Below are 25,636 nucleotides of genomic sequence, written 5' to 3'. Positions count from 1 at the left end.
ATTATCTTAAAGTTCTATCACGTTCTCTGTTCTTATCATATTTCACATCTTGTAAAATATTTGACTTTATACCAATAAAGAAAAACCAAGATTTTCTTGTTCCAAATGGTGTCCAGTTGAAACTCATTTGCCAGCTTTTTAAATCTTTGGCAAACCTGAGTTGTGTAAATGAAAACCCTTTATTTTTTATATCATACCCAGAAGATACACCTACATTCCACGTGGGAGATAATTCCACGTCCCCAGAAAACATTAGCGAATGCGAACTAATCTCATTTTCTCTAGCAAGGTTAGAATAAGTCATCGTATAAGATAAATTTAAGTTCCAGGGTATTGAATAATTATAAAACTCATTCTCATCACTTTTTGATTCTTTATTTGGATTCCGTCGATTCATCATCTCACTTGAACCAAAAAGATTATCGGGGCGTCCACCATTTCTATAACTTTCAGAATCATATTCCTCATCATCTCTTCCCTCATCATCTTCTTCTTCATCTTTTTGAAAGTCTTTATTAGAAAATGAATAACTGAAACTCAAGTTACCTCTTGTAAGTCTAAATAAGCTTCCACCATTATTGATATTGAGAGTATTTATTCTTCGATTATTACTATTTAAGGCATACATGTCCAATGAACCCAAAAAGTTAATCGATAACTTATCTTGAACTACCGGTAATGTCCCTCTTACTGAAATAGGACTAAGATTAAGGGAATCAACAGCAAAATTATAATTGGTACTTAAGCTAAAGTTACTTAACAAACTTCTTTTCTCGAAGCGATCATCACCAGTAAGCGTCGAATCTTTTTTCCTGACTTTAGCTTCAATATCATTTGTAATACTAAATGACATATTGCTGGAGAACCTATTACCTGGAGCTCCATTGAGTGTTCCTTCAAATCTTGAATATTCTACAACCTCATCTTCAAGTCCAGCGATTCCAGTCCTTGTGTATTCATCGTAATATTGGTCAAAGGCAGGACTTATATTGTAGGAAACCGAAGGTCTTACAACATGCCTTATGGCTTTAATTTTTTTGTTATCACCAAAATCAAACATACCATAAACTGTAGTTCCTACTGAAGTAGAAAAATCGTAAGTTCTGTAGGAATCAAATCCACTAATAGTATCTCTTTCAACTTGACGTAATTGTTCATCAAATCGCTGATCGAAGGTTTTAAGTGTCCAAACTTCATTAAAATTTGCACTTGTACTTACACTGAAGTGATCAAATACTTTAAAGTTAGTTGATATAGGAATTGTATGTCTTGCCCCAACATCTGCATTTTCAAACATTTCAGGGCGAAAAAATAAGGAGTCTGTTGTGGTAATTCGATTTTCAGCTCTTAAGTTATATTGTAGATTAATATTGTGTATAGCTCCTTTTTTAGCTCCTGCTTTTGGAGCAAAAGGAAAAACTCGACCTACACTAAACTGCAAGGTTGGTAATGTGAGGTTAATGACTTCAGTATTCGTATTCTGGTTATGTGTCGCAGATATATTTAAATTCATTGAAGGTTCTCCTTCAAATGTTTTCGAATAGGAGATAGAAGAATTCAGAGTATTATTTAAGAAATTCCCTGTATTGTTTTGATTTACAGATTGTTGGTAGTAGTCGCTGGAGCCTAAATTTACAGATGCCGAAAATCTTGATGATGGATTTGCCTTCTGATCTTGATTGTGGCTCCATCTAAGGTTATAAACCGTGGTCTCGCTAAAGTCTGGGAAACCTCGCTCTTCGAGTAATAACTTCTCGTACCTGAATGCTACGTTACCATTAAAACGATATCTTACTTTATAATTATTTTCTAGACGTAGTCCGTAACTACCATTAGTATAGTAATCTCCTTGTACTGCCAAATCGGCATAATCACTTAAAGCAAAGTAGTATCCTCCGTTCTGTAAGAAAAATCCTCTATTCCTATTTTCACCATAAGATGGAATGATGAAGCCAGATGATTGTTTATCTGTCAACGGAAAATATCCAAAAGGTAAACCTAGTGGTGTAGGGACATCAGCTATATACATATTCACAAAGCCGGTCACAATTTTACTATCAGGAACAAATTTTATCTTTCTAGCAAAAAAATAGTAATCTGGATCTTCTATATCTTCTGCTGTTGTGAATTTTGCATTTGCTAAATAGTAAATGGAATCGTTCTGTCTTTTCGAAATTTCACCTTTTACCTTAAAACCGCCTTGTTCAGTTCTTGAATTGAAAACTAATGCCTTTTGAGAATCGAAGTTGAAGATTAAACTATCAGGTTCCACTAGATTTTGACCTTGCTTGAACGTTGGCATTTGGGTGTAAGTTCCTGTAGAATCAATAATACCTGCAGCAAAAACCTCTTTTGTAGAATTATCCATGACGATCCTTCCTGCATTTATGATCATATCACCATACTCAATAACTGCTTCATTGTAGAGATACATTTTATTTTCTTTCCTGGATAATCGCTTGTAGTCTTTTGCAAAAGCGTCCACCACATCAGTCAATGTTTCACGTTTTTTAACTGTTTGGTTTTGAGAAAGAGTATCTCCAATTACATATTTAATCTTTTGAGTAATAGAATCGGCCTTATTATTGATTAAATAACCAAGGTCAGTTTTTTGTGATTCTTTTTCTTGTCCATAAAGGCCGAAATTCAAAAGAAGTGCAATAAAAAAAAGTATGTAAAGTAAGTTTGTACGCAAAGCTTTTAGTACTATTTTTGTAAAAGAGGCCATTATTAAGAAGTCCCAAAATTACATTTTATTTTTATGCTTCCTAAAAAAGTTTCGAATAACATCAAGAATTGTAAAATCCATGTTTAGACCTAACACTCGTCTTCGATTATTATTTCTTTTAATAGTATTACTGTCAAGCTCTAACCTCATTTATTCTCAGTCTAGTACAAATAAATTTGTAGTGGTTTTAGATGCTGGGCATGGTGGTAAAGATGCTGGAAATACTGGAAATAATTATTATGAAAAGGACATAGCTTTAAAGATTGTTCTTAAAGTAGGAGAGCAGCTAAAAAAATACGAAGACTTAGAGGTCATTTATACAAGGAAAACAGATGTTTTTATTCCTTTAGATAAAAGAGCAGAAATCGCTAACAAATCTAACGCAGATTTGTTTGTATCTATTCATTGTAATGGAGTTGCTAATAGCTCTCCATCGGGTACGGAAACTTTTGTTCTAGGTTTACATAGAAATAAAGACAATTTAGAAATTGCAATGAAAGAGAATTCTGTTATTAAATTTGAGGAGGATTATCAAATCAAGTACGATGGTTTTGATCCCGAATCTCCAGAATCTTATATTGGGTTTTCAATTATGCAAGAAGAATTTTTAGATCAGAGTGCTTTGCTTGCCAATTTTGTTCAAAAACAATTTTCAAGCACCATGTCTTTAAAAGACAGAGGAGTAAAGCAGGCTGGTTTTCTTGTTTTAAGAGAAACTTATATGCCAAGTGTTTTGATAGAAACAGGTTTTTTAACCAATAAAGCCGAAGGTGCTTTTTTAAATTCTTTAAAAGGACAAACAAAGCTTGCAGATGCAATTGTAGATGGAATAAATGATTACAAAAATATCATAAATGTAAAGGCTTTAGAATCTGAACTAAGCGAATATAGAGTGAGTTCTAGTGATGTAATGGAAGATTTTTCCACTGTTACTTTTAAAATTCAACTTGCTGCGAGCTCAAGAAAAATAGATCCAAGCCCGGAAAATTTTAAACGCTTGTCTCCAATAACTAGATATCAAGAAAATGATTTGTATAAATATTTATTTGGAGAGACCAATAATTACATGAGTGCTCAGACCCTAAGGGATAGGGCTAAAGCAGAGGGGTATACTTCTGCATTTGTCGTTGCTTTTAATTCCGCAGGTGATAAAATTTCAATAAAAAAAGCGCTCAATACTAGAGTTAATAACTAGTTTACACTAAAGTTTACTACATTTGAAATAAAATAATATCCTTTGAAAAAAGAAGTAAAAGTTGGCTTTCTAGCCATAGTAGCAGTAGCCTTATTTATTTTTGGTTATAATTTCCTGAAAGGAAATAATTTATTTAATACATCAAGAACTTTTTATGCAGTTTATGACGATGTGGAAGGTCTGAGTAAATCTGCTTCTGTAACTATCAATGGGTTTCAGGTAGGAACAGTTACAGAAATTGATTTTATGAAATCTGGTCAACTACTAGTTACGATGAATTTGAATGATGAATTTAGTTTTCCTAAGGAAAGTGTCGCTAAAATTTATGGTGGTGGTTTAATCGGTGGCAAGTCTATGAAAATTGAACTAGATGATGATTTTAGTGATATCGCCAAGTCTGGTGATACGTTACAATCTGCTGTAGATGAAGGTTTGATAGAGCTTGTAAATGAAAAATTAACACCTCTAAAAGATAAGATTTCTAATGCAGTAGTTGAAGTGGATAGTCTGCTGAAATCAATAAACTATGTTCTGGACATGGATACCAGGAATAATTTGAAAAAATCTATAGAAAATTTAAGCGGCACTCTTGGTTCATTGAATTCATCTTCGTCTGATATTGAAAGTGTTTTAAAGGTAAATAAAGAGCAAATAAATAATTCTATAAATAAATTTAGTCAAACAGCAGATAATTTGTCTAAATTCTCTGACACCTTATCTCGAATTGAATTAAATAAAATTGTCCAGAATGCTGATGAAACCATTTCAAATCTTAATAAATTTTCAGATAAATTGAACAATGGTGAAGGAAGTATAAGTAAGCTACTTAACGACGATCAGTTTTATCTAAATTTAGAAAATGCAACCAAAGAAATGGAGGAACTTATGCGAGACATTAAACTGAATCCAAAACGTTATGTTCATTTTTCTTTATTTGGAAAGAATAATAAAAAATACGAAAACCCTGAAGAATAATAAATATGTTAGAATATTTACCACAAATTTTATTTATAATAGTCTTAGTTGGAGCAATTTTATTTTTCATAAAAAATGTTTCTTCACTTAAAAGAAATATCAACTTAGGTAAAGATTTAGATCGAACTGATAAAAAAGACCAGCGATTCAAAAAAATGATGAGGGTGGCTTTAGGTCAATCTAAAATGGTAACAAGACCTATAGCTGGTATTCTTCACATAATAGTATATGTAGGATTCGTAATAATAAATATCGAAGTCCTTGAAATTATAATTGATGGTGTAGCAGGAACTCATAGAATATTTTCATTTCTTGGACCTGTATATGATTTCTTAATTGGTAGTTTCGAAATTCTAGCCTTTTTAGTTTTAGTTAGTGTTATAGTATTTTGGATAAGAAGAAATATGATGAACATTAAAAGGTTTCTATCAAAAGAACTAAAAGGATGGCCTAAAAATGATGCCAATTACATTCTCTATTTTGAAGTTGTCTTAATGGTTCTTTTCTTAACCATGAATGCAGCAGATTATCAACTACAACTATTAGGAGCACCGCACTACGCAGCTGAAGCTGGTATTTCAGGTTCATTCCCTATTAGTCAATATTTGGTTCCTATTTTTGATTCAATGAGCATTGATACTTTGATTATAATCGAAAGAACAGCTTGGTGGCTTCATATTATTGGAATTTTAATATTTCTGAATTACTTATATTATTCCAAACACCTTCACATTTTACTAGCTTTTCCAAATGTTTACTTTTCAAATTTGGACAGTTTAGGTAAATTCAAGAATCTTGATGCAGTTACTAGTGAAGTAAAAATGATGATGGATCCAGAAGCAGATCCATACGCTGAGCCTGAAGAGGGTGAAGATGACGTTCCAGAAAAATTTGGAGCGAGTGATGTTCAAGACCTTAATTGGTTTCAATTATTAAGTGCTTATACATGTACAGAATGTGGACGTTGTACTTCTGAATGCCCAGCTAGTCAAACTGGGAAAAAATTATCTCCCAGAAAGATAATGATGGATACTAGGGATAGATTGGAAGAAGTTGGTAAAAAAATAGAGAAAAAAGAGGAAATCACTGCAGATAATCAGCTTCTCGATAATTATATTACTCGTGAAGAGCTTTGGGCGTGTACAACTTGTAATGCTTGTGTTGATGCCTGTCCTGTAGGCATTGATCCATTATCTATAATAATGGATATGAGACAATATCTAGTCATGGAAGAAAGTGCTGCTCCAACAGAATTAAACAATGCGATGTCCAATATTGAAAATAATTCAGCACCATGGCCTTATAATCAACAGGATAGATTAAACTGGGCAAAAGAAGAAGTTTAATTATTTAATTATGTCAAAGAAGCAAAAAGATTCTAAAGGACAAAAAATAAGTCCAAGTCTTCCAGATGGTGTGAAGAATTATCTTATTGATATAGATGGAACTATTACAGATGATGTTCCAAATGAAGAACCGAAGAGAATGGCCACCTGTAAACCTTTTCCTGATGCTTTGGAAACTGTAAATAAGTGGTATGAAGAAGGTCATCAAATTTGTTTTTTCACATCAAGAGTTGAAGAACACAGAAAAGTTACCGAAGATTGGCTTAAAAAGCATGGATTCAATTACCATAGTTTATTAATGGGTAAACCTAGAGGTGGAAATTACCACTGGATTGATAATCATATAGTAAAGGCTACGCGGTATAAAGGTCAGTTTACAGATTTAGTAGATAAAAAAGAGACAATTCAAGTATTTAAAGATTAAAGATATAAATAATGAGTGATAATTTAAAAGTGCCTACAATGGCATCATATTTAGCAGAAGGAAAGCAACCTGAAGTTCTATTTTGGGTAGGTTGTGCAGGTAGTTTTGATGACCGGGCCAAAAAAATCACCAAAGCTTTTGTAAAGATTTTAAACAACACTAATGTCGATTTTGCAGTTTTAGGAACAGAAGAAGGCTGTACTGGAGACCCTGCTAAAAGAGCTGGTAATGAGTTTTTATTTCAGATGCAAGCTATGACCAATATTGAGGTTTTAAATGGTTATGAAGTAAAAAAAATAGTAACCGCTTGTCCTCATTGTTTCAATACAATTAAAAATGAATACCCCTCTTTGGGTGGGAATTATGAAGTAATTCATCATACTCAATTTTTAAAGCAACTTTTGAATGAAGGTAGATTGAAAGTTGAAGGTGGTAAATTCAAAGGAAAAAAAATTACTTATCACGATCCTTGCTACTTGGGTAGAGCCAATGGAGAATATGAAGCTCCAAGAGATTTATTACGCAAACTAGAAGTAGAATTAGTCGAAATGAAATCTTGTAAATCTAAAGGTCTGTGTTGCGGAGCTGGAGGTGCACAGATGTTTAAAGATGCTGAAAAAGGAGACAAAGAAGTAAACATTCATAGAACAGAACAAGCAGTAGAGGTGAAGCCTGAAGTTATTGCTGCTGGTTGCCCATTTTGCAATACTATGATGACTGATGGTGTTAAAAATAAGGATAAACAAGATGAGATTGAAGTTTTGGACGTAGTAGAAATGATTGCTAATGCAGAAGATTTATAAAATTTATGGTAGTAGGATTTAATGAGTTACCAGACTCATCACGTGTATGGGTTTTTCAAGCCAATAGAGGATTTAGTCAAAGTGAACTTGAAGATATAAAACCTAAAATTGAAACTTTTTTGACGAGTTGGACAGTTCATGGACAAGCTCTAAAAGCAGGTTTTGAAATAAGATATAATAGATTTATTATTCTGGGCCTGGATGAATCGCAAGCAAATGCAAGCGGGTGTTCTATAGATGCATCAGTTCATTTTATTCAAAGTTTAGAAAAAGAATATAATGTAGATTTATTGGATAAAATGAATGTTAGTTACAAGAACGGCGAATTTGTTGCTCACAAAACTCTTTTAGATTTTAAAAAGATGGTGAAGCAAAAAGCTGTTTCTCCTCAAACAATTGTTTTCAACAATCTTGTGAATACAAAAGCTGAATATAAAGAATTTTGGGAAGTGCCGATGACCGAAAGCTGGCACAACCGTTTACTATAATTTTCATATGATTTTTAAAAACTACTTGAAAGTCGTCTTTATGATGACTTTTTTTTCATTCAATTGTGTTTTCTCACAAAGCAGCCTATTCTCTGAAGATATCAATTTACAGAGAAAATGGGTAGAATCTGTTTATACAAATTTGAGCCTGGAAGAAAAAATCGGACAATTGTTTATGATTGACGTTTTTACAAACAAATCTGATAGTGAACTTGAGTCTATAAAAAGTTTTATTAAATCAAACCACGTAGGTGGTGTCATTTTCTCTAAAGGTACGCCACATAGACAGGCTCAATTTACCAACGATATCCAAACCGGAAACAAAGTTCCACTTCTTATAGGTATGGATGCAGAGTGGGGACTTGCGATGCGTTTGGATTCTACTTATGCTTTTCCTTGGAATATGACTTTAGGTGCAATTCAAGACACAAGTATCGTTCGGAAAGTTGGTTATCAGATAGGAAAACATAATAAAAGACTTGGCGTTCATATCAATTTTGCTCCGGTAGCAGACATTAACACAAATCCTGAAAACCCAATAATTGGTAACCGATCTTTTGGTGAAAGTAAAGAAATTGTAATTTCTCATTCTGTAGCTCTTATGAAAGGGATGCATGATGCTGGAATCTTGACAAGTGCAAAACATTTCCCTGGACATGGAGATACACGGCAAGATTCACACAAAACACTACCCACGATTAATTTTTCTGCAGATAGAATAAGAAGTGTTGAACTGGAGCCATTCAAAGCGTTGATTAACGAAGGAGTAAGTAGTGTAATGGTTGCACATCTTAACGTGCCAAGTCTTGATAATCGTCCGAATTTTCCATCCTCATTATCTCCTAAAATTGTTTCTGAATTACTTAAAGAAGAACTCAAATTTAAAGGTCTAGTAATTACAGATGCTTTAAATATGAAAGGTGCAAGTGATAATAATTCTCCAGGTGAAGTTGACCTTAGAGCCTTTAAAGCCGGAAGTGATATATTATTGATTTCAGAAAATGTTCCTAAAGCCATTCAAATTATAAAGAATGCAGTATTAAGAGGAGAGATTTCAGAAAATAGATTGGAAAAATCAGTCAAAAAAATTTTATATGCTAAGTATAAAGTTGGTTTAAATGACTTCGAACCTATTGAGACTTCCAATTTGACAGAAGACTTAAATTCAAAAGAAAATGATGCCATATATCAGCTTGCAATTGAAAATGCTAGTACGTTGATAAAAAATGATATGGGAATACTTCCTATAAATGATATTGAATATCAGAACATAGGATACTTAGAGATCGGAGATGATAGTGGTGAAAAGTTTTATAAAACTCTGAACACGTATGCTAACGTTAAAAAGATTGAAAATGAGGTTTCTATTATAAAAAATAATATGCAATTAGATTTTGATCACATAATTATTGGTTTTCATAAATCTGATGCAAATCCTTGGACAGACTATAAATTTACTCCTCATGAATTAAGCTTAATCAATTATATTTCAAAAAATAATAAAGTTACACTAGTCAATTTTTCAAGACCTTACAGTCTTCTTGACCTTAAAAGTTTTATTAATGTAGATGCGATTCTACAAGTATATCAGAATAGTGAAATAGCTCAATCTGTCGCAGCTCAGCAAATTTTTGGTGCATTATCTACAAATGGTAAATTGCCTGTCAGTATTTCTTCAGCTTTTCCAGTTGGAACTGGTTATAGATTGAAATCAAATGGAAGACTTGGCATAGACTATTCTCAAAATTTAGGTTTTGATTCTGAGTTTGAGGCTAAAGTTGATTCACTTGCAAATTATGCTTTAGCAAAAGAAATGACTCCTGGCATGCAAATACTGATTGCCAGAAAAGGAAAAATAATCTATGATAAAAATTTCGGATATCATACTTATGATAAAAATATAGAAGTGGAAGATAATCATGTATATGATTTGGCTTCTCTTACCAAAATTTTGACAACTTTACCTATTTTAATGACGCTAGAAGAGTCGGGTAAACTAAGTCTAGACTCAAAGCTTCACGAACTTCTTCCAGAACTTGCAACTACCAATAAAGCAAATATTAGTGTTCTCGATATGTTATCGCACTACGCAAGACTAGAGCCATGGATTCCTTTTTATAAAAGTACTCTTGACGATAAAAATAAGTATTATGCTACTGAAAATTCTGAAAACTTCAGTATTAAGATAGCAAATAATATGTATTTAAGAACTGATTATCGTGACTCAATCTATGCTGAAATTGCTGAAAGCGAATTGAGAGATACATTAGAGTATAAATATTCAGATTTACCATATTATTTTTTAAAACGATTTATTGAAAAAGAAGCCAACGCACCTTTAAATACTTTAGCAGAAACATACTTTTATAAACCTATGGGACTTAATCATCTAAAATATTTCCCACTACAGTATTTTGATAAAAATAAAATCGTTCCGACTGAGTTTGATTCTGAATGGAGAAATGAACTTATTCACGGGACTGTTCACGATCAAGGGGCTGCAATGTTAGGTGGTGTTGGTGGACATGCTGGATTATTTGGTAATGCCCGTGATGTTGCATCTTTTATGCAATTATATTTGAATGAGGGAAATTTTGGCGGTAAGAATTATTTTAACCCAGAAACAATGACAAAATTTAATACCTGTTATTACTGTGAACAAAATGTAAGGCGTGGAGTTGGTTTTGACAAGCCTCAGCTTGAAGATGTTGGTCCTACATGTGGTTGTATTTCTATGTCAAGTTTCGGTCATTCTGGCTTTACCGGGACCTATGCTTGGGCAGACCCAGAAGAAGATATTATTTATGTTTTTCTTTCAAACAGAATTCATCCTGATGCGTCCAATACTAAATTGATAACTGAAGACATTAGAACCAAAATTCAAGGTTTTATTTATGAAAATTTAAAATCCAAAAATTAATTTGAGATTAGTTTAAGACTATGATAATTTTCAAACTTCTACTTTTGGTAACTATAATTTAAAGTATGAAAATAGCCATAGTGTGTTATCCTACATTTGGTGGGAGTGGAGTAGTAGCTACAGAACTTGGAATTGCGTTGTCAAAACGTGGTCATGAAATTCATTTTGTAACATATAAGCAACCTGTAAGACTAGAATACTTGAGTAATTCTATTCATTATCACGAGGTTTTAGTTCCAGAATATCCATTATTTCATTATCAGCCATATGAACTGGCGCTTTCAAGCAAATTGGTAAGAGTAGTACAAAAGCACAATATTGACATTCTACATGTACACTATGCTATTCCGCATGCCTATGCTGGGTTTATGGCTCAACAGATGCTGCTGGAAGAAGGAATAAAATTACCTATGATGACTACTCTACATGGTACAGATATAACTTTAGTAGGTAGTCATTCTTTTTACAAACCAGCCGTAAATTTTAGTATTAATAAAAGTGATGTTGTAACATCTGTTTCTGAAAGCTTAAAGAAAGATACATTAGATATTTTTGATATCAAGAAAAAAATTGAAGTTGTACCAAACTTTATAGATATTTCTAATCTCCAAGAAACTTTTGAAGACTGTAAACGACATATGGTTGCTTATGAAGACGAGAAAGTTATAACACATGTCAGTAATCTTAGAGAAGTAAAGCGTTTGAACGACGTGATTGAAATTTTTTATAGGATTCAATCTAAAATAAAGTCAAGGTTAATCATAGTTGGTGATGGACCTGATAGAGAAAAGGCTGCCAATTTAGCTAAAGATCTTAATATTAAAGATAAAGTTATATTTCTTGGTAAAAGCAATGAAATTGAACGTATTTTATGCTATTCAGATTTATTTCTTCTACCTTCAGAAAAGGAAAGTTTTGGACTTGCAGCACTTGAAGCTATGGCTCATAGAGTCCCAATTATTTCCTCAAATGCAGGAGGACTTCCTGAAGTAAATAAGCATGGTGTTTCGGGCTATTTAAGCAATGTTGGAGATGTGGAAGATATGGCTTTCAATGGAATAAAGATTTTATCTGAAGATAAGATTTTAGAAAGCTTCAAGAAAGGGGCTCGAGAAATAGCTGAAAAATTTGACGTCGAAAAGGTAGTTTGCCAGTATGAAAAACTATACAAGCAAATGATTTAAACACTTTAGTAGTTTACTCTGCAAATTTTTAATTCGAATAAATTTTAAGTTGAAATCAAAATATACCCCGAGGTTAATACATCGGGGTTTTTTAATTAATCTTGAACATTTCTGATATCAATTTTTTCAGACCTGAACTTATTCTTACCAAAATCCAAAGTGCGTATTGGAAATGGGATATTAATATTATGCTTGTTATAAGCAGCTTTAATTGCTAAAATAGCGTTATGTTGAGATTTATAAACATCGCCTTGGTTGGCAACATCTGCCCAAAATCTTAATTGGTAATTTATAGAGCTATCTCCAAATTCAGTATAATAGAATTGAATACTTTCTCCAGCCTGCTGGTCAAAAATTTCTTTAATGGCGTTTTCAGTAATTTCTTGGACCTTTGGCAAATCACTTTCATAACCAACACCACATTCTAAAATAATTCTACCTCTTGGTGTTCTGCTAAAATTTTTGAAAGGTGCATCAACAATTTTAGAGTTTGGAATGACAACTAAGTTATAATCTACAGTTTGTATAATGACGCTTCTCAGATTAATATCAACTACAAAACCTGCAAAGTCATTAGTTTCTATCCAATCGCCAATCTGAAGCTTTGGAATAAAACTAATAATGATCCCTGAAAAAGTATTGTGAAGTGTTCCTTGTAATGCAAATCCCACAGCCAAACCTAGTACACCGGCAGCACCAAGAATAGTAGTAAGGACAGAATTTAAATTTAATATACCTAAAGCTAAAAATATACCAAAAGAAATAATAACAACTCTGAAAACCTTTACTGAAACTGTTCTGATAGAATCTTGTGCAGTACTTTTTCTAAAAATTTTATCAACTAATCTACTTGCATATTTTGCAAAAATCACAAATAGAATGATGACTATTATGGCAATTAAGAAATTGGGTAGATTCATTACAATGGAATCTGCCCAATTATAAATTTTTGTTGTTAAGTCTGACCACGCTTTCTCTGTCGTCTCAACAATTTCATTTTCTTGCATCTATAAAATTATGAATGTTGTTTTTCTTCTGTTTTCATAATCCAGGCATCTAGCATCCAGCTTGTTTTTTCAAGCTCTCTTATATAAGCACCTACAAGGTCAATCGTACCTTCGTCTCCATTTTTATCTGCAACTTCAACTACTTTTCTCATTTGTAAAATAATTTTACCATGATCATCTAGAAGAGCGCTTACCATAGAATGGTCTTCAATATCTGAGGAGGCTTCTTTAAGATTTGAAATCTTTAAGTAGTCTGTAAAATTACTTTCTGGTTGAAAACGTAGTGTAAGAATGCGTTCTGCTATTTCATCAATTTTTAACTTTGCATCATTATACATATCTTCAAACTGGACATGTAAGTCAAAAAAGTTTTGCCCAATTATATTCCAATGAAAATTTCTTAGTTTTTGATAATATAAATGATAATCTGCAAGAAGAATATTGAGTTCTTTTACAGTGTTTTTTGTTTTAGATTTATCTAAATTTAAATAACTCATAAATTATAAATTTTTGATTTAGTTAAACTTCGGTTTATGCGTTTCTTTTGTCCGCTAGTTTCATATTCCAAGCATCTAGCATCCAACTTGTTTTTTCTAATTCTCTAATGTAAGCTCCAATCAAGTCTATAGTACCTTCGTCACCATTTTTATCTGCAACTTCTACTACATTTCTCATTTGATTAATGATTACTCCGTGATCGTGCAAAAGATCTTCTACCATTTCTACGTCGGTTCTTTCAGTAGTAGATTCTTTAACATTGGATAATTTTAAATAAGTAGAAAGATTGCTTTCCGGTTGAAATCTTAAGGTTAAAATGCGTTCAGCTATTTCATCAACTTTAAGCTTAGCATCGTCATACATTACTTCAAATTGTTCGTGCAAATCAAAGAAGTTGTGACCTATAATATTCCAATGATAGTTTCTTAATTTTTGATAGTACATATGATAATCTGCTAAGAGCACATTTAATTCTTTTACTGTGTCTTTAGTTTTAGATTTATCGAGGTTTAGGTAACTCATATTATTTTAATTGTAATTTGTTAAGCATTTTTTCTGAAACTTGACCTCCGGATTTTCCGTAGCCATCTACCAGCATTCCTTTATGACCATCTGATGTTGTGATGGCATATAATATAGAGCTATCTGCTGGATTTGATATCCCTTCAAATCTATAATAGTTATCTACTTCAAAATCATCTATTGGATATTTTTTACCTTTAGTTCTATTTTCTATTTGATCATCAAGTAAATTTAAGTCATCAACATAACCTTTATCTCTTAATGCATTCATTGTTTCGGATAATGTATCTTTTTTTTTCATGGCATCAATTTAATATAAATGTAAAGTTAAACACAGTATAAGTCAAAAAATCGATTTGGTTTAATCAATATTTAACTATTAGTTTTTCTTATTATTATTTTTTGTATAGTAGAATATGCCTAAAGGAAAACTTAGTAACAAAAAAATAAATTGGCGGGTTACAATACCATATATAGTAATGAGTGCGGCAATAACATAAATCCAAGTGAGTTTTGTAATCTTCATAGTTTTCTCTTTTAGATAAAATCTAATACTAGCAAAAAAAAACTCCTAAATAGGAGTTTTTCAAAGTTATTATCTGCTTATGATTCTTTATCGGCAGTTTTTTGAACTTCAATAACCAATTCATTTTTCTCTTTGTCAAAATCCATGTACATGGTGTCTCCTTCAACAATAGAAGAATTAATTATTTTTTCAGCTAAAGCATCTTCAATATACTTTTGAATGGCTCTATTAAGTGGTCTAGCACCATATTGTCTGTCAAAACCTTTTTCAGCAATAAAATCCTTGGCTGAATCACTTAATGAGAAATTATACCCGACATCTTTAATTCTTGAAAACAATCTTTCCAATTCAATGTTGATTATTTTTTTTATATCGTCTTTTTCTAAAGCATTAAAAATAATAACATCATCCACACGGTTTAGAAATTCAGGAGCAAAAGCTTTTTTCAAAGCGCCTTCAATTACCTTCTTGGTGTTATCATCTTCTTGCTGTTTTTGAGATTGAGTTCCAAAACCAACTCCAGTCCCAAAGTCTTTAAGTTTTCTAGCACCTACATTGGAGGTCATAATTATGATGGTATTTCTGAAATCGACCTTGCGTCCTAAACTATCAGTTAAATGCCCATCATCTAAAACTTGAAGCAACATATTGAATACATCTGGATGCGCTTTTTCAACTTCATCAAGTAAAATGACAGCATATGGCTTACGTCTTACTTTTTCAGTCAATTGCCCACCTTCTTCATATCCAACATATCCTGGAGGTGCACCGATCAACCTTGAAACAGCAAATTTCTCCATATATTCGCTCATGTCAAGACGAATCAAAGCCTCATCATTGTCAAATAATTCTCTGGCTAATACTTTGGCTAGCTGAGTTTTACCAACCCCTGTTTGACCTAAGAATATAAATGAACCAATTGGTCTGTTCGGATCTTTAAGTCCAGCTCGATTACGCTGAATAGCTTTCACTATTTTTGTTACAGCTTCACTTTGGCCAATCACTTTATTTTTAATAGTTTCAGGTAATTCAGCTAACTTATTACCTTCGGTTTTGGCAATTCTTTTCACGGGAATGCCAGTCATCATAGAAACCACATCAGCAATATGGTCTTCTGTTACTGTTTCTTTATTTTCTTTAGAATCTTTTTCCCATTCTTCCTGAGCTTGCTGCAAGTCATTTTCGATTCGTTTTTCATCATCTCTCAATTTTGCAGCTTCTTCATATTTCTGTTTTTTAACGACAGAATTTTTTTCTTCACGAATATCTTCAAGTTCTTTTTCAAGTTCTAAAATTCGTTTCGGGACATTGATGTTTGTGATGTGAACTCTACTACCAGCTTCATCCAAAGCATCTATTGCTTTGTCTGGAAGAAACCTATCGGTCATATACCTGTTGGTTAAAGTGACACAAGATTTTATAGCTTCTTTAGTATAAATAACATTATGATGATCTTCATACTTGTCCTTTATATTGTGAAGTATTTCTACTGTTTCGTCGATTGTAGTTGGTTCAACAATAATTTTTTGGAATCTTCGCTCTAAAGCACCATCTTTTTCAATATGTTGTCTGTACTCATCTAGAGTAGTAGCACCAATACATTGTATTTCTCCTCTTGCCAAAGCAGGTTTAAACATATTACTGGCATCTAAACTTCCAGTTGCTCCTCCAGCACCAACGATCGTATGAATTTCATCTATAAAAAGAATGATGTCGTCATTTTTTTCAAGTTCATTCATCACAGCTTTCATTCGCTCTTCAAACTGACCTCTATATTTGGTACCAGCGACAAGACTGGCAAGATCCAGAGTTACAAGTCGTTTGTCATATAGTATCCTGGAAACTTTACGTTGCACAATTCTTAAGGCTAAACCTTCAGCAATCGCACTTTTACCAACACCAGGTTCACCTATGAGGAGAGGATTGTTTTTCTTTCTTCTACTGAGAATTTGAGAAACCCTTTCAATTTCTTTTTCACGACCAACTACAGGATCTAGTTTTCCTTCCTGAGCCATTTCGGTGAGATCACGACCAAAATTATCCAAAACTGGTGTTTTAGATTTTTTAGCAGCTTTTCCTTTAGAGTTTCCAGCCCCTCCCAAAGATTCTCTTCCAGAATCGCCAGAACTTGTAGCATCATCAGAAAATGCATCCGAAGGTGTATCCAAATAATCACCATCTTGTGTGATCATGGCTTTGAACTCTTCTTTGACATTGTCATAATCTACTTTAAGCTTATTTAAAAGCTTGGTAGTAGGATCATTTTCATTTCTAAGTATACACAGTAATAGGTGTGCTGTATTTATAGAAGAACTTTGAAAAAGTTTTGCTTCTAAAAAGGTAGTTTTAAGTGCTCGTTCAGCTTGTCTTGTTAAATGAAGATTCTTTTTTTCTTGAGATATATCTGCATTAGTATGATCTGAAGGATTTAAGATTTCAACTTTTCTTCTCAACAGCTCTAAGTCAACATTCATTGCATCCAGAATATTGATTGCTTTTCCGCTACCATCACGAAGTAAACCAAGCATCAAATGCTCTGTTCCTATAAAGTCGTGACCAAGGCGTAAAGCTTCCTCTTTACTATATGCAATTACTTCTTTTACTTTTGGTGAGAAATTATCATCCATAGTCTTTAAATATTTATTAGACATTACTCAAAAATAATACCTTAATACTGATATACACCATCTCAATCGTGAAAATCTTATTAAATATGGTCTGCAAAAAAATGTTATAATAAGAGTTTAAGGATCTTTAAGGATTTGATAGGTTTTGTATATTTGCTAATTAGCAACTTATGTTGTTGGATAAAAATATTTTAAATATTAATTTAAATTGAATTAAATGGCGAACGGTGAACAGCTAATACCAATTAATATTGAAGATGAAATGAAAACAGCCTACATCGATTATTCGATGTCTGTTATTGTTTCTAGAGCACTTCCCGATGTAAGAGATGGCTTGAAACCTGTACATAGAAGAGTTCTTTTTGGATTGCAGGAACTCGGAATTTTTTCCAATAAATCACATAAAAAATCAGCCAGAATTGTCGGTGAAGTTTTAGGTAAATATCACCCTCACGGTGATACTTCTGTTTATGATGCGATGGTAAGAATGGCTCAGGAATGGAGTATGCGTTATCAACTCGTCGATGGTCAAGGTAACTTTGGTTCTGTAGATGGAGATAGCCCTGCGGCTATGAGGTATACAGAAGCAAGAATGAGAAAAATCAGCGAAGAAATGCTGGCTGATATTGACAAAGAAACGGTTGATTTTGCTTTAAACTTTGATGATACGTTAGAAGAACCTACTGTTCTTCCTACCCGTGTTCCAAATTTGTTGGTGAATGGAGCTAGTGGTATTGCTGTAGGTATGGCAACCAATATGCCTCCTCACAACTTAACTGAAGTTGTGGACGGTGTTAATGCTTACATCGATAATAGAGATATAGAGATTGAAGAACTCATGACCTACATAAAAGCTCCTGATTTCCCTACCGGTGGAATTATTTATGGATATGAAGGCGTGAAGGATGCCTTTATGACAGGTAGAGGACGAGTTGTCATGCGTGCTAAAGCTGAAATAGAAGAAGTTAAAGGGAAAGAATGTATTATAGTTACAGAAATTCCTTATCAAGTCAATAAAGCAGATATGATTAAGAAAACTGCTGATTTGGTCAATGATAAAAAAATTGAAGGTATTTCTCTTATTAGAGATGAATCTGATAGAAATGGTATGCGTATCGTTTATATTTTGAAAAAAGATGCATTACCCAATGTTGTTTTAAATACCTTATATAAACATACTGCTCTGCAATCTACTTTTAGTGTAAACAATATTGCATTAGTAAAAGGTAGGCCACAAATGCTTAACCTGAAAGATATCATCTACAATTTCGTAGAGCATAGACATGAGGTTGTTATCAGAAGAACTAAATATTTGCTTAGAAAAGCTGAAGAAAGAGCTCATATTCTTGAAGGTCTAATTATTGCTTCAGATAATATTGACGAAGTAATTGCTCTTATAAGAGGTTCTCAAAACGCTGAAGAAGCTAGAAATAAATTAATTGAACGTTTTCAACTCTCAGAAATACAAGCGAAAGCAATTGTTGAAATGCGTCTTAGACAGCTTACTGGTCTTGAGCAAGATAAATTAAGAACTGAGTATGATGAATTGATGAAAACCATCGAGGATTTAAAAGATATTCTTTCCAATGAGCCTCGCCGAATGGAAATTATCAAAGAAGAGCTTGCAGAAATTAGGGAAAAATATGGAGATGAACGCCGTTCCGAAATCAATATGGTTGGTGGAGATTTCAGTATGGAAGATATGATTCCAAATGAAAGTGTTGTTCTGACAATTTCTCACGCTGGCTACATTAAAAGAACACCTCTTAAAGAATATAAAACTCAGAATAGAGGAGGAGTTGGTCAAAAAGCATCGACGACTAGAGATGAAGATTTCTTAGAATATATATTCTCGGGTACAAATCATCAATACATTTTGTTCTTTACTCAAAAAGGAAAATGTTTCTGGATGCGCGTTTTTGAAATTCCAGAAGGAAGTAAAACCAGCAAAGGTAGAGCGATCCAAAACTTGATGAATCTAGATCCAGATGATAGAATAAATGCCTTCATTTTAGTTGAAAACCTCTCTGATGAAGATTATATCAACAATCATTATGTATTGATGGTGACCAAAAAAGGTCAAGTTAAAAAAACAGTATTAGAACAATATTCCAGACCAAGAGTTAACGGAATCAACGCTATATCTATTAAAGATGGCGATGAATTGCTTTCTGCAGTTTTAACTGACGGAGAAAATCAAGTCATGCTAGGATTGAGAAGTGGTAAAGCTTTGAGATTTGAAGAAAAACATATTCGACCAATGGGGCGTGGAGCCGCTGGTGTCAAGGGTGTAACCCTGGCTTCAGACAAAGATGAAGTCATTGGCATGATTTGTGTAAAAAATCCTCAAGATGAAACAGTTTTAGTCGTTTCAGAAAAAGGTTACGGTAAAAGAACCTTTATCGACGACCAAGATGGTGAACCAGTTTACAGAATTACCAATAGAGGTGGAAAAGGTGTGAAAACCATATCTATTTCAGAAAAAACTGGTGAGTTGGTTGCTCTTAAAACGGTGCAAGACGATGATGATTTAATGATTATCAAAAAATCTGGAGTCGCCATTAGAATGTCAGTATCTGATATAAGAACTATGGGAAGGTCAACTCAGGGTGTAAGATTGATTTCTCTAAAAGGAGATGATGAAATTGCTGCCGTAGCCAAAATCGTTAACGAAGACGATGATGAAGTTAACACTGACTTGTCTGAATCTACTGACGAAACAACAACTGAATAATATTAATAATTAACTTTAAATAAATAAAACAGAACATGAAAAAGTCAATTTTAGCAATAGCTTTATTAGGTATAACAAGCTTAGGATTTTCTCAAAGAGGTGAAATTCGAGATGCTGAAGATGCTATTGAAGATAAGAATTTTGAATTAGCTTTAACAGAATTAAATAAAGCTAAACCACAGCTTGAAGATGAGAAGGACAAGTGGTTAATCCGCTATCATCTAGCAAAAGCCAAAACACATGGTAATATGGCGTCAAGCCAATCTGGTGATGAGATGATGAAAAATATCAACACTTCATTGGAATCTATTGATGAAGTTTTAGAATTAGAAAGCGATAATGAAGAGGCTTTAAATTACCAGGCTCAATTAAGACAAAATATGGTACAAACTGCTATAGATGGTCAAAACGAAGGTGATTTTAATACAGCCCAGGATTTACTGTACAAAACTTATCAAATGAATAATAATGATACAGTTATGTTATACTATGCTGCTTCAGCTGCTGTTAATGGTAAAATTTACGATAAAGCTTTAGATTACTATGGAGAGCTTTTAGATCTTGGATTTGACGGTTCGACTACACAGTATGTGGCTAAAAATAAAGAAACAGGCGAAGTTGAAATTTTTGAATCAAAAAACATGCGTGATATCGCAGTAAAAACAGATGAATTTGTAGAACCTTCTGTACAAAGAACTCCTAGATTAACTGGTGAAATTGCAAAAAATGTTTCTTTGATTTATATACAACAAGATAAGCCAGAAGAAGCACTTGTTGCAATTAAAAGAGCTAAAGAAGAAAATCCAGACGATATAAGTGTAATGCAAGCGGAAGCAGATCTTTACTATAGAATTGGAAAAATAGATAAGTATAACGAGGTGATGAAAGAGGTTGTATTAAAAGATCCCGAAAATCCTTCTTTATATTATAACCTTGGTGTTGCTTCTGAGCAACTTGGAGATAAAGACTCTGCAAAAGACTATTATAAGAAAGCGATTGAACTTGATCCAGAAATGGTTAATGCTTATATTAATTTAGCTGCTTTAACTTTAAGTGAGGAACGAACTATCGTTGAAGAAATGAATAAACTTGGAAATTCTAGAGCAGATAATAAAAAGTATCAAGAACTTAATGAGAAGAAAAAACAATACTATATAGAAGCTTTGCCATACTTAGAAAAAGCAAATGAATTAGACCCTGATAATATGGATGCAATGCAAACAAGACTTAACATTTATTATCAACTGGGTAAAGATGAGCAAGCTAAAGAGCTTCAAGAAAAAATTAATTCGATGAGAGAATAATTTTTTACTCTGATTTTATACACCAAAAAAAAGCCGAAACTTAAGTTTCGGCTTTTTTTATTTTGTCAATTTTTCTTTAGCTATCTAGATGTCATTTTTTCCTTCTTTTTTTGAAGCTGCCTTGTGATGTCATCTACCGTATTAGTAATTGCCATTTCAAAACTTTTTTCATTTGAGGAAGCAAAAACATTTTGTCCAGGTGCGCTTAATTTGATTTCACATATCATTCCAGTTTCAGGACTAGATGTGTTTTCAGTTTTAAAAAATACTTCACCTCTTACTATCCAATCATATCTGTTTTCAAGTTTATTTAATTTTTTACTAACCAATTCTTCTAGTCTCTCACTTGCGGTTACATGTACGTAGTTGAAATTAATGTCCATAATTTAAAATTTTAAAGTTGTCTATTTATTTATGATTACTAAGACCCTGCTACTTTGCTTTGCCTTTAGTAATACTTAATTTATAAATTTAGTAAATTCTAGTTACTGATATAATTTTTTTTAAAACTTTAATTGTTAGCTCTGATATTTATCATTTAACTTTCAATTCAATCTTATCGTTTGTTAAGGATTAAAATAGAATTATCTATAGTATTTTTGATTATTCTTAAAAGTATAATGCGGAAATCAAAATTCAATACCTTAGCTGATTCCATTGAAGGACATGTTCAGATAGATAGCCTTCATACTTCTATTTACGCTACAGATGCATCAGTTTACAGGGAAATCCCTTTAGCAGTAATTTACCCTAAAAATAATTCAGATTTAAAAAAGATTCTTGAATTTTCAATGGTGCATAAATTATCTATTACTCCACGTGCTGCAGGCACATCTCTAGCTGGACAATGTGTTACAGATGGAATAGTTTTAGATTTAAGTAAGCATTTTATCAATCAATTTAATCTTGAAGTTTCACATAAAACCATTCGTTTGGAACCTGGGGTTGTGAGAGATCTTTTGAATAAAGATATAAAATCAGATAATCTATTTTTTGGACCAAACACTTCGACGAGTAACCGCTGTAACATCGGTGGTATGTTTGGAAACAACTCTTCGGGGACAACCTCTATTAAATACGGAGTTACCAGAGATAAAATTATCTCTTCTAAAGGTTTTCTCCCTGATGGTAGTTTTATTGAGGTGAAACCAATTACAAAAAAAGAATTTCAGGAAAAATTAAAATTAAATTCCCTTGAAGGTGATATTTATAAGTATTTCAATAATCTTTTTCAAAGAAAAGATATTGAATTGCTTCTAGAGAAAGGGTTCCCGAAATCATCAATTCACAGGCGAAATACTGGCTATGCCATAGACGAGCTTTATAACACATCTTTTTTTAAAAAAGAATCCAATAAATATTTCAATTTAAATAAGCTTCTATGTGGTAGTGAAGGTACTTTATATATAACTACAGAATTAGAACTAGAACTTGACAATTCACCACCGAGTCACTCTGCGCTTGTGGCAGCACATTTTTTTAGTATTTCAGATTGTCTCGAATCTGTGAAAACTTCGATGAAGCACAATTTATATACTTGTGAAATGATGGATAAAACCATCCTAGATTGTACTAAAAACAGTATAAAATATAAAGGTCATAGATTTTTTATTGAGAAAGATCCCGAGGCTATATTAATGCTTGAACTGAGATCAAACTCTCTTGAAGACCTTACCGAGCAATTAAAAAGTCTTCTGCATGATTTGGAATTTTCTACCGAGGCTTATGCAACGCCTATATTAAAAGATGGAGAAATCGATTTAGCTGTAGAATTGAGAAAAGCAGGTTTGGGGCTTCTTGGTAATCTTAAAGGAGATGAAAAAGCTGTCGCTTGTATTGAAGACACTTCTGTCACCATTCAAGATTTACCCCACTATATTTCTGATTTCACCAAGATTATGAAATCTTACAATCAGAAAGCAGTTTATTACGCACATGCAGGGGCAGGCGAGATTCACTTAAGACCAATTTTAAATCTTAAAACATCTAAAGGTGTAGATGATTTTAAAAATATCTCTAAAGACGTTGCAAAACTTGTTAAAAATTATGGAGGAGCTTTAAGTGGAGAACATGGTGATGGGAGAGTAAGAGCTCCTTTTACTGAAACTGTTGTTGGTGAAGAATGTTATTCCATTTTTCAAGACATCAAATTCCTATTTGATCCATATAATCTTTTCAATCCTGGTAAAATTGTTAATCCTAAAGCAATTGATACAGATCTAAGATACGAGATTGATAGGCGAGAGCCGGAGATTTCTACGAAAATGGATTTTTCTGAAAATCTTGGAATTTTAAGAGCTGCAGAACAATGTAATGGTAGCGGTGACTGTAGAAAATCTCATGAATTTGAAGGAGGTATGTGTCCAAGTTATCAGGCTACTAAAAATGAAAAAGATACGACAAGGGCAAGAGCAAATTTGCTAAGAGAAGTTTTAACTCAAAATCACCTTGAAAAAAATGCGTTTGATAATGAAAACCTAAAAGAGGTTTTCGATTTATGTGTAAGTTGTAAAGCTTGTAAAAATGAGTGTCCTAGTAATGTAGATGTAGGAGCTTTTAAAACAGAATTTCTTTATCAGTATCAAAAAGCAAATGGTATACAGTTAAAAACTAAGATTTTCGCAAAGAATAACTCAATTAATAAGCTCATATCTCCACTAGCACCAGTTTATAATTGGTTGAATTCGAACACCCTAACTTCCAGTTTAGTCAAGAAAACAATAGGTATTGCTGAAGAGCGTAGCCTCCCAAAGTTAAGCTCACATTCATTAAAACAAAAAATTAAAAGTGGTAGAATTTCTTTAAAGTATAGAATAGAAAGAAAGAAGACCGTTTACTTATTTATAGATGAATTTACCAATTATTTAGATGTAAACATAGGTGTTGATGCAATCGAACTGCTTACAAAGCTTGGCTATGAAGTCAAAACACTCAATAACGAAGAGAGTGGAAGGGCTTATTTTTCAAAAGGATTACTCGATGAAGCTCAGAGATTTGTAGACAAAAATATCGAGGTTTTTAAAACTGTTATTTCTAAAGAAATTCCACTGTTAGGAATTGAACCTTCTTCCGTTTTAAGCTTTAGAGATGAATACATAAAGCTGGCTTCAGATAAGAAATCTGCGGAAAATCTGTCAAAGCATGTTTTTCTAATAGAAGAATTTCTGGATTCTGAAATTCAAGCAGGAAATCTGACATCAGATCAATTTTCAGAAGAAACTAAAGAAATTAAAATTCATAACCATTGCTATCAAAAAGCTCTTTCCAGCCAGATTCATACATTTAATTTGATGAATCTGCCAAGAAACTTCAAGGTCACCTTGATCCCTTCTGGGTGTTGTGGTATGGCTGGTAGTTTTGGCTATGAGGAGGAACATTACGAGGTAAGTCAAGCCATTGGTGAGCTTGTATTGTTCCCAGCTGTGAGAAAATCAAATGCAATAATTTGTGCTAATGGAACAAGTTGCAGGCATCAAATTAAAGATGGAACCGAAAAAGAAGCATTGCATCCTGTTTCGATTCTCAATAAGTATGTTTTATAAATTTGTACTTAAACTATAACTCATAAGATTCTGAGTTGATGTCGTATTTACATCAGAGATTTCAGTATTTAATTGTTCAGGAATATCTTCAAAAATGATTTCAGTATCGGCTTTGCTGTATATCAATCCAATGTCTTTAGCGTAATAATTGGTTATTTTAATAATGTCTTGTTTTTGAAGTATTGAAAAATTTGAAATTACTAAAAAGACACTTGCAGAAAGTGAGATATTGATTTCAGAAACAAAAATATCTTCGTAAGTCACATCGTTTATAACTTCAGAAATTAAAAATCCTTTATGGGTTGAGTTTATTTCATATTCAAAATCCACAGGGAATCCATTAATATTTTGTTGGAGTTCTCCAGCATTAGAAAACATGACGTCTCCCTGAGATAAATTGGCGTCGTAAAGAATAATGTCATCAAGTGGAAATTCAAAGTTTTGAAGATTATTATCAAGTGCTAAGCTTAGATTCCCATCGTAGATTATTTTTTGATTACCATTTTGTTTGTAAACTTCACCTGAGGCAAGTACACTCGTAAATAGTCCGGGTTGAGAGTTCACGATTTGAGTAAAACTAAACCTATTCCCATCTTGATTATTAATTGTCAAGGTTTCGGTTCCTTGGGAATTTTCAGTATTTGAATATGACTGGTTACTGTATGTCCACGAGTTTTCAATTTCTAAAGGAAAATAATTGACATCTGAAACCAAAGAAGAGTCATCTTCTTCAGAACAAGATAGGGTCGCTAAAATAAAAACAGCTAGTAAAAGAATTTTTTTCATAACAAAAGATATTATGCAAATAACGGC

19 protein-coding genes are annotated in these 25,636 nt (G+C 32.7%); 11 read left to right on the top strand and 8 right to left on the bottom strand.

Annotation, left to right across the window (positions count from 1 at the left end; all coding sequences use genetic code 11):
* Window position 1 precedes the first annotated feature (1 nt).
* Window positions 2–2,728: a putative LPS assembly protein LptD gene (locus ACFQ0R_RS06795; RefSeq protein WP_379657633.1), complete on the bottom strand. Its 2,727-nt coding sequence runs from the start codon at window positions 2,726–2,728 to the stop codon at window positions 2–4.
* Between the two features lie 79 nt (window positions 2,729–2,807).
* On the opposite strand from ACFQ0R_RS06795, the gene ACFQ0R_RS06790 reads away from it, so the two are divergent.
* The 8 genes from ACFQ0R_RS06790 to bshA all read left to right on the top strand — a co-directional run bounded on the left by ACFQ0R_RS06790 (window position 2,808) and on the right by bshA (window position 12,063).
* Entirely contained in the window at window positions 2,808–3,923 is a 1,116-nt protein-coding gene (locus tag ACFQ0R_RS06790; RefSeq protein ID WP_379657632.1) for an N-acetylmuramoyl-L-alanine amidase family protein, read from the top strand.
* A 42-nt stretch (window positions 3,924–3,965) separates the two neighbouring features.
* Window positions 3,966–4,898: an MlaD family protein gene (locus ACFQ0R_RS06785; RefSeq protein ID WP_379657631.1), complete on the top strand. Its 933-nt coding sequence runs from the start codon at window positions 3,966–3,968 to the stop codon at window positions 4,896–4,898.
* 5 nt (window positions 4,899–4,903) lie between these two features.
* Window positions 4,904–6,244 (top strand): 4Fe-4S dicluster domain-containing protein, encoded by a 1,341-nt coding sequence (locus ACFQ0R_RS06780; RefSeq protein WP_379657630.1) that lies wholly within the window; start codon window positions 4,904–4,906, stop codon window positions 6,242–6,244.
* A gap of 10 nt (window positions 6,245–6,254) precedes the next feature.
* The gene (locus ACFQ0R_RS06775; RefSeq protein WP_379657629.1) at window positions 6,255–6,668 is read left to right on the top strand and encodes an LNS2 domain-containing protein; all 414 of its coding nucleotides are present in this window, start codon (window positions 6,255–6,257) and stop codon (window positions 6,666–6,668) included.
* Window positions 6,669–6,679: 11 nt separating this feature from the next.
* Window positions 6,680–7,471 carry a (Fe-S)-binding protein gene (locus ACFQ0R_RS06770; protein WP_379657628.1) on the top strand — a complete coding sequence of 264 codons (792 nt, stop codon included), beginning with the start codon at window positions 6,680–6,682 and terminating at the stop codon, window positions 7,469–7,471.
* A gap of 5 nt (window positions 7,472–7,476) precedes the next feature.
* Complete coding sequence (locus ACFQ0R_RS06765; RefSeq protein ID WP_379657627.1) at window positions 7,477–7,959, top strand: ABC transporter ATPase; 483 nt, start codon at window positions 7,477–7,479, stop codon at window positions 7,957–7,959.
* Between the two features lie 43 nt (window positions 7,960–8,002).
* A complete protein-coding gene (locus tag ACFQ0R_RS06760; protein ID WP_379657645.1) occupies window positions 8,003–10,879 on the top strand; it encodes a glycoside hydrolase family 3 N-terminal domain-containing protein in 2,877 nt (958 codons plus the stop codon).
* Between the two features lie 65 nt (window positions 10,880–10,944).
* Window positions 10,945–12,063, top strand: a complete 1,119-nt coding sequence (bshA, locus tag ACFQ0R_RS06755) for an N-acetyl-alpha-D-glucosaminyl L-malate synthase BshA (protein ID WP_379657626.1) — start codon at window positions 10,945–10,947, stop codon at window positions 12,061–12,063.
* Between the two features lie 95 nt (window positions 12,064–12,158).
* Here the strand turns inward: bshA and ACFQ0R_RS06750 are convergent, their stop codons facing one another.
* From ACFQ0R_RS06750 to ACFQ0R_RS06730, 5 genes are all read right to left on the bottom strand, one after another.
* Complete coding sequence (locus ACFQ0R_RS06750) at window positions 12,159–13,070, bottom strand: mechanosensitive ion channel family protein (RefSeq protein ID WP_379657625.1); 912 nt, start codon at window positions 13,068–13,070, stop codon at window positions 12,159–12,161.
* An 8-nt stretch (window positions 13,071–13,078) separates the two neighbouring features.
* Window positions 13,079–13,567 (bottom strand): Dps family protein, encoded by a 489-nt coding sequence (locus ACFQ0R_RS06745; protein WP_379657624.1) that lies wholly within the window; start codon window positions 13,565–13,567, stop codon window positions 13,079–13,081.
* 34 nt (window positions 13,568–13,601) lie between these two features.
* Entirely contained in the window at window positions 13,602–14,090 is a 489-nt protein-coding gene (locus ACFQ0R_RS06740) for a Dps family protein (protein ID WP_379657623.1), read from the bottom strand.
* Window position 14,091: 1 nt separating this feature from the next.
* Window positions 14,092–14,391 (bottom strand): phosphoribosylpyrophosphate synthetase, encoded by a 300-nt coding sequence (locus ACFQ0R_RS06735; protein WP_379657622.1) that lies wholly within the window; start codon window positions 14,389–14,391, stop codon window positions 14,092–14,094.
* 302 nt (window positions 14,392–14,693) lie between these two features.
* On the bottom strand, window positions 14,694–17,243 hold the full coding sequence (locus ACFQ0R_RS06730) for an ATP-dependent Clp protease ATP-binding subunit (protein ID WP_379657621.1): 2,550 nt from the start codon (window positions 17,241–17,243) through the stop codon (window positions 14,694–14,696).
* 217 nt (window positions 17,244–17,460) lie between these two features.
* Here ACFQ0R_RS06730 and gyrA point away from each other — a divergent pair, with 217 nt between their 5' ends.
* Together gyrA and ACFQ0R_RS06720 are read left to right on the top strand one after the other, a co-directional pair.
* A complete protein-coding gene (gene gyrA / locus ACFQ0R_RS06725) occupies window positions 17,461–19,977 on the top strand; it encodes a DNA gyrase subunit A (RefSeq protein ID WP_379657620.1) in 2,517 nt (838 codons plus the stop codon).
* Between the two features lie 35 nt (window positions 19,978–20,012).
* On the top strand, window positions 20,013–21,281 hold the full coding sequence (locus ACFQ0R_RS06720; RefSeq protein WP_379657619.1) for a tetratricopeptide repeat protein: 1,269 nt from the start codon (window positions 20,013–20,015) through the stop codon (window positions 21,279–21,281).
* A gap of 80 nt (window positions 21,282–21,361) precedes the next feature.
* On the opposite strand, the gene hpf is transcribed toward ACFQ0R_RS06720, so the two are convergent.
* Window positions 21,362–21,664 carry a ribosome hibernation-promoting factor, HPF/YfiA family gene (gene hpf, locus ACFQ0R_RS06715; protein WP_379657618.1) on the bottom strand — a complete coding sequence of 101 codons (303 nt, stop codon included), beginning with the start codon at window positions 21,662–21,664 and terminating at the stop codon, window positions 21,362–21,364.
* Window positions 21,665–21,901: 237 nt separating this feature from the next.
* On the opposite strand from hpf, the gene ACFQ0R_RS06710 reads away from it, so the two are divergent.
* Window positions 21,902–24,823: an FAD-binding and (Fe-S)-binding domain-containing protein gene (locus ACFQ0R_RS06710; RefSeq protein WP_379657617.1), complete on the top strand. Its 2,922-nt coding sequence runs from the start codon at window positions 21,902–21,904 to the stop codon at window positions 24,821–24,823.
* Here ACFQ0R_RS06710 and ACFQ0R_RS06705 read toward each other — a convergent pair.
* The gene (locus tag ACFQ0R_RS06705; RefSeq protein WP_379657616.1) at window positions 24,818–25,609 is read right to left on the bottom strand and encodes a hypothetical protein; all 792 of its coding nucleotides are present in this window, start codon (window positions 25,607–25,609) and stop codon (window positions 24,818–24,820) included. The genes ACFQ0R_RS06710 and ACFQ0R_RS06705 overlap by 6 nt on opposite strands.
* Window positions 25,610–25,636 lie beyond the last annotated feature (27 nt).

This window comes from Psychroflexus salinarum (assembly GCF_042677225.1).
In the GTDB taxonomy this organism is placed as follows: domain Bacteria; phylum Bacteroidota; class Bacteroidia; order Flavobacteriales; family Flavobacteriaceae; genus Psychroflexus; species Psychroflexus salinarum.
The sequence above is the reverse complement of the archived record's forward strand: the minus strand, read 5'-3'. Positions and strand labels throughout refer to the sequence as shown.

Bases quoted from the DNA above. Each gene is read 5' to 3' on its own strand.
- ACFQ0R_RS06795 (WP_379657633.1), bottom strand. From the start codon at position 2,728: ATGGCCTCTTTTACAAAAATAGTACTAAAAGCTTTGCGTACAAACTTA.
- ACFQ0R_RS06790 (WP_379657632.1), top strand. From the start codon at position 2,808: ATGTTTAGACCTAACACTCGTCTTCGATTATTATTTCTTTTAATAGTA.
- ACFQ0R_RS06780 (WP_379657630.1), top strand. From the start codon at position 4,904: ATGTTAGAATATTTACCACAAATTTTATTTATAATAGTCTTAGTTGGA.
- ACFQ0R_RS06775 (WP_379657629.1), top strand. From the start codon at position 6,255: ATGTCAAAGAAGCAAAAAGATTCTAAAGGACAAAAAATAAGTCCAAGT.
- ACFQ0R_RS06770 (WP_379657628.1), top strand. From the start codon at position 6,680: ATGAGTGATAATTTAAAAGTGCCTACAATGGCATCATATTTAGCAGAA.
- ACFQ0R_RS06765 (WP_379657627.1), top strand. From the start codon at position 7,477: ATGGTAGTAGGATTTAATGAGTTACCAGACTCATCACGTGTATGGGTT.
- ACFQ0R_RS06760 (WP_379657645.1), top strand. From the start codon at position 8,003: ATGACTTTTTTTTCATTCAATTGTGTTTTCTCACAAAGCAGCCTATTC.
- bshA (WP_379657626.1), top strand. From the start codon at position 10,945: ATGAAAATAGCCATAGTGTGTTATCCTACATTTGGTGGGAGTGGAGTA.
- ACFQ0R_RS06750 (WP_379657625.1), bottom strand. From the start codon at position 13,070: ATGCAAGAAAATGAAATTGTTGAGACGACAGAGAAAGCGTGGTCAGAC.
- ACFQ0R_RS06745 (WP_379657624.1), bottom strand. From the start codon at position 13,567: ATGAGTTATTTAAATTTAGATAAATCTAAAACAAAAAACACTGTAAAA.
- ACFQ0R_RS06740 (WP_379657623.1), bottom strand. From the start codon at position 14,090: ATGAGTTACCTAAACCTCGATAAATCTAAAACTAAAGACACAGTAAAA.
- ACFQ0R_RS06735 (WP_379657622.1), bottom strand. From the start codon at position 14,391: ATGAAAAAAAAAGATACATTATCCGAAACAATGAATGCATTAAGAGAT.
- ACFQ0R_RS06730 (WP_379657621.1), bottom strand. From the start codon at position 17,243: ATGGATGATAATTTCTCACCAAAAGTAAAAGAAGTAATTGCATATAGT.
- gyrA (WP_379657620.1), top strand. From the start codon at position 17,461: ATGGCGAACGGTGAACAGCTAATACCAATTAATATTGAAGATGAAATG.
- ACFQ0R_RS06720 (WP_379657619.1), top strand. From the start codon at position 20,013: ATGAAAAAGTCAATTTTAGCAATAGCTTTATTAGGTATAACAAGCTTA.
- hpf (WP_379657618.1), bottom strand. From the start codon at position 21,664: ATGGACATTAATTTCAACTACGTACATGTAACCGCAAGTGAGAGACTA.
- ACFQ0R_RS06710 (WP_379657617.1), top strand. From the start codon at position 21,902: ATGCGGAAATCAAAATTCAATACCTTAGCTGATTCCATTGAAGGACAT.
- ACFQ0R_RS06705 (WP_379657616.1), bottom strand. From the start codon at position 25,609: ATGAAAAAAATTCTTTTACTAGCTGTTTTTATTTTAGCGACCCTATCT.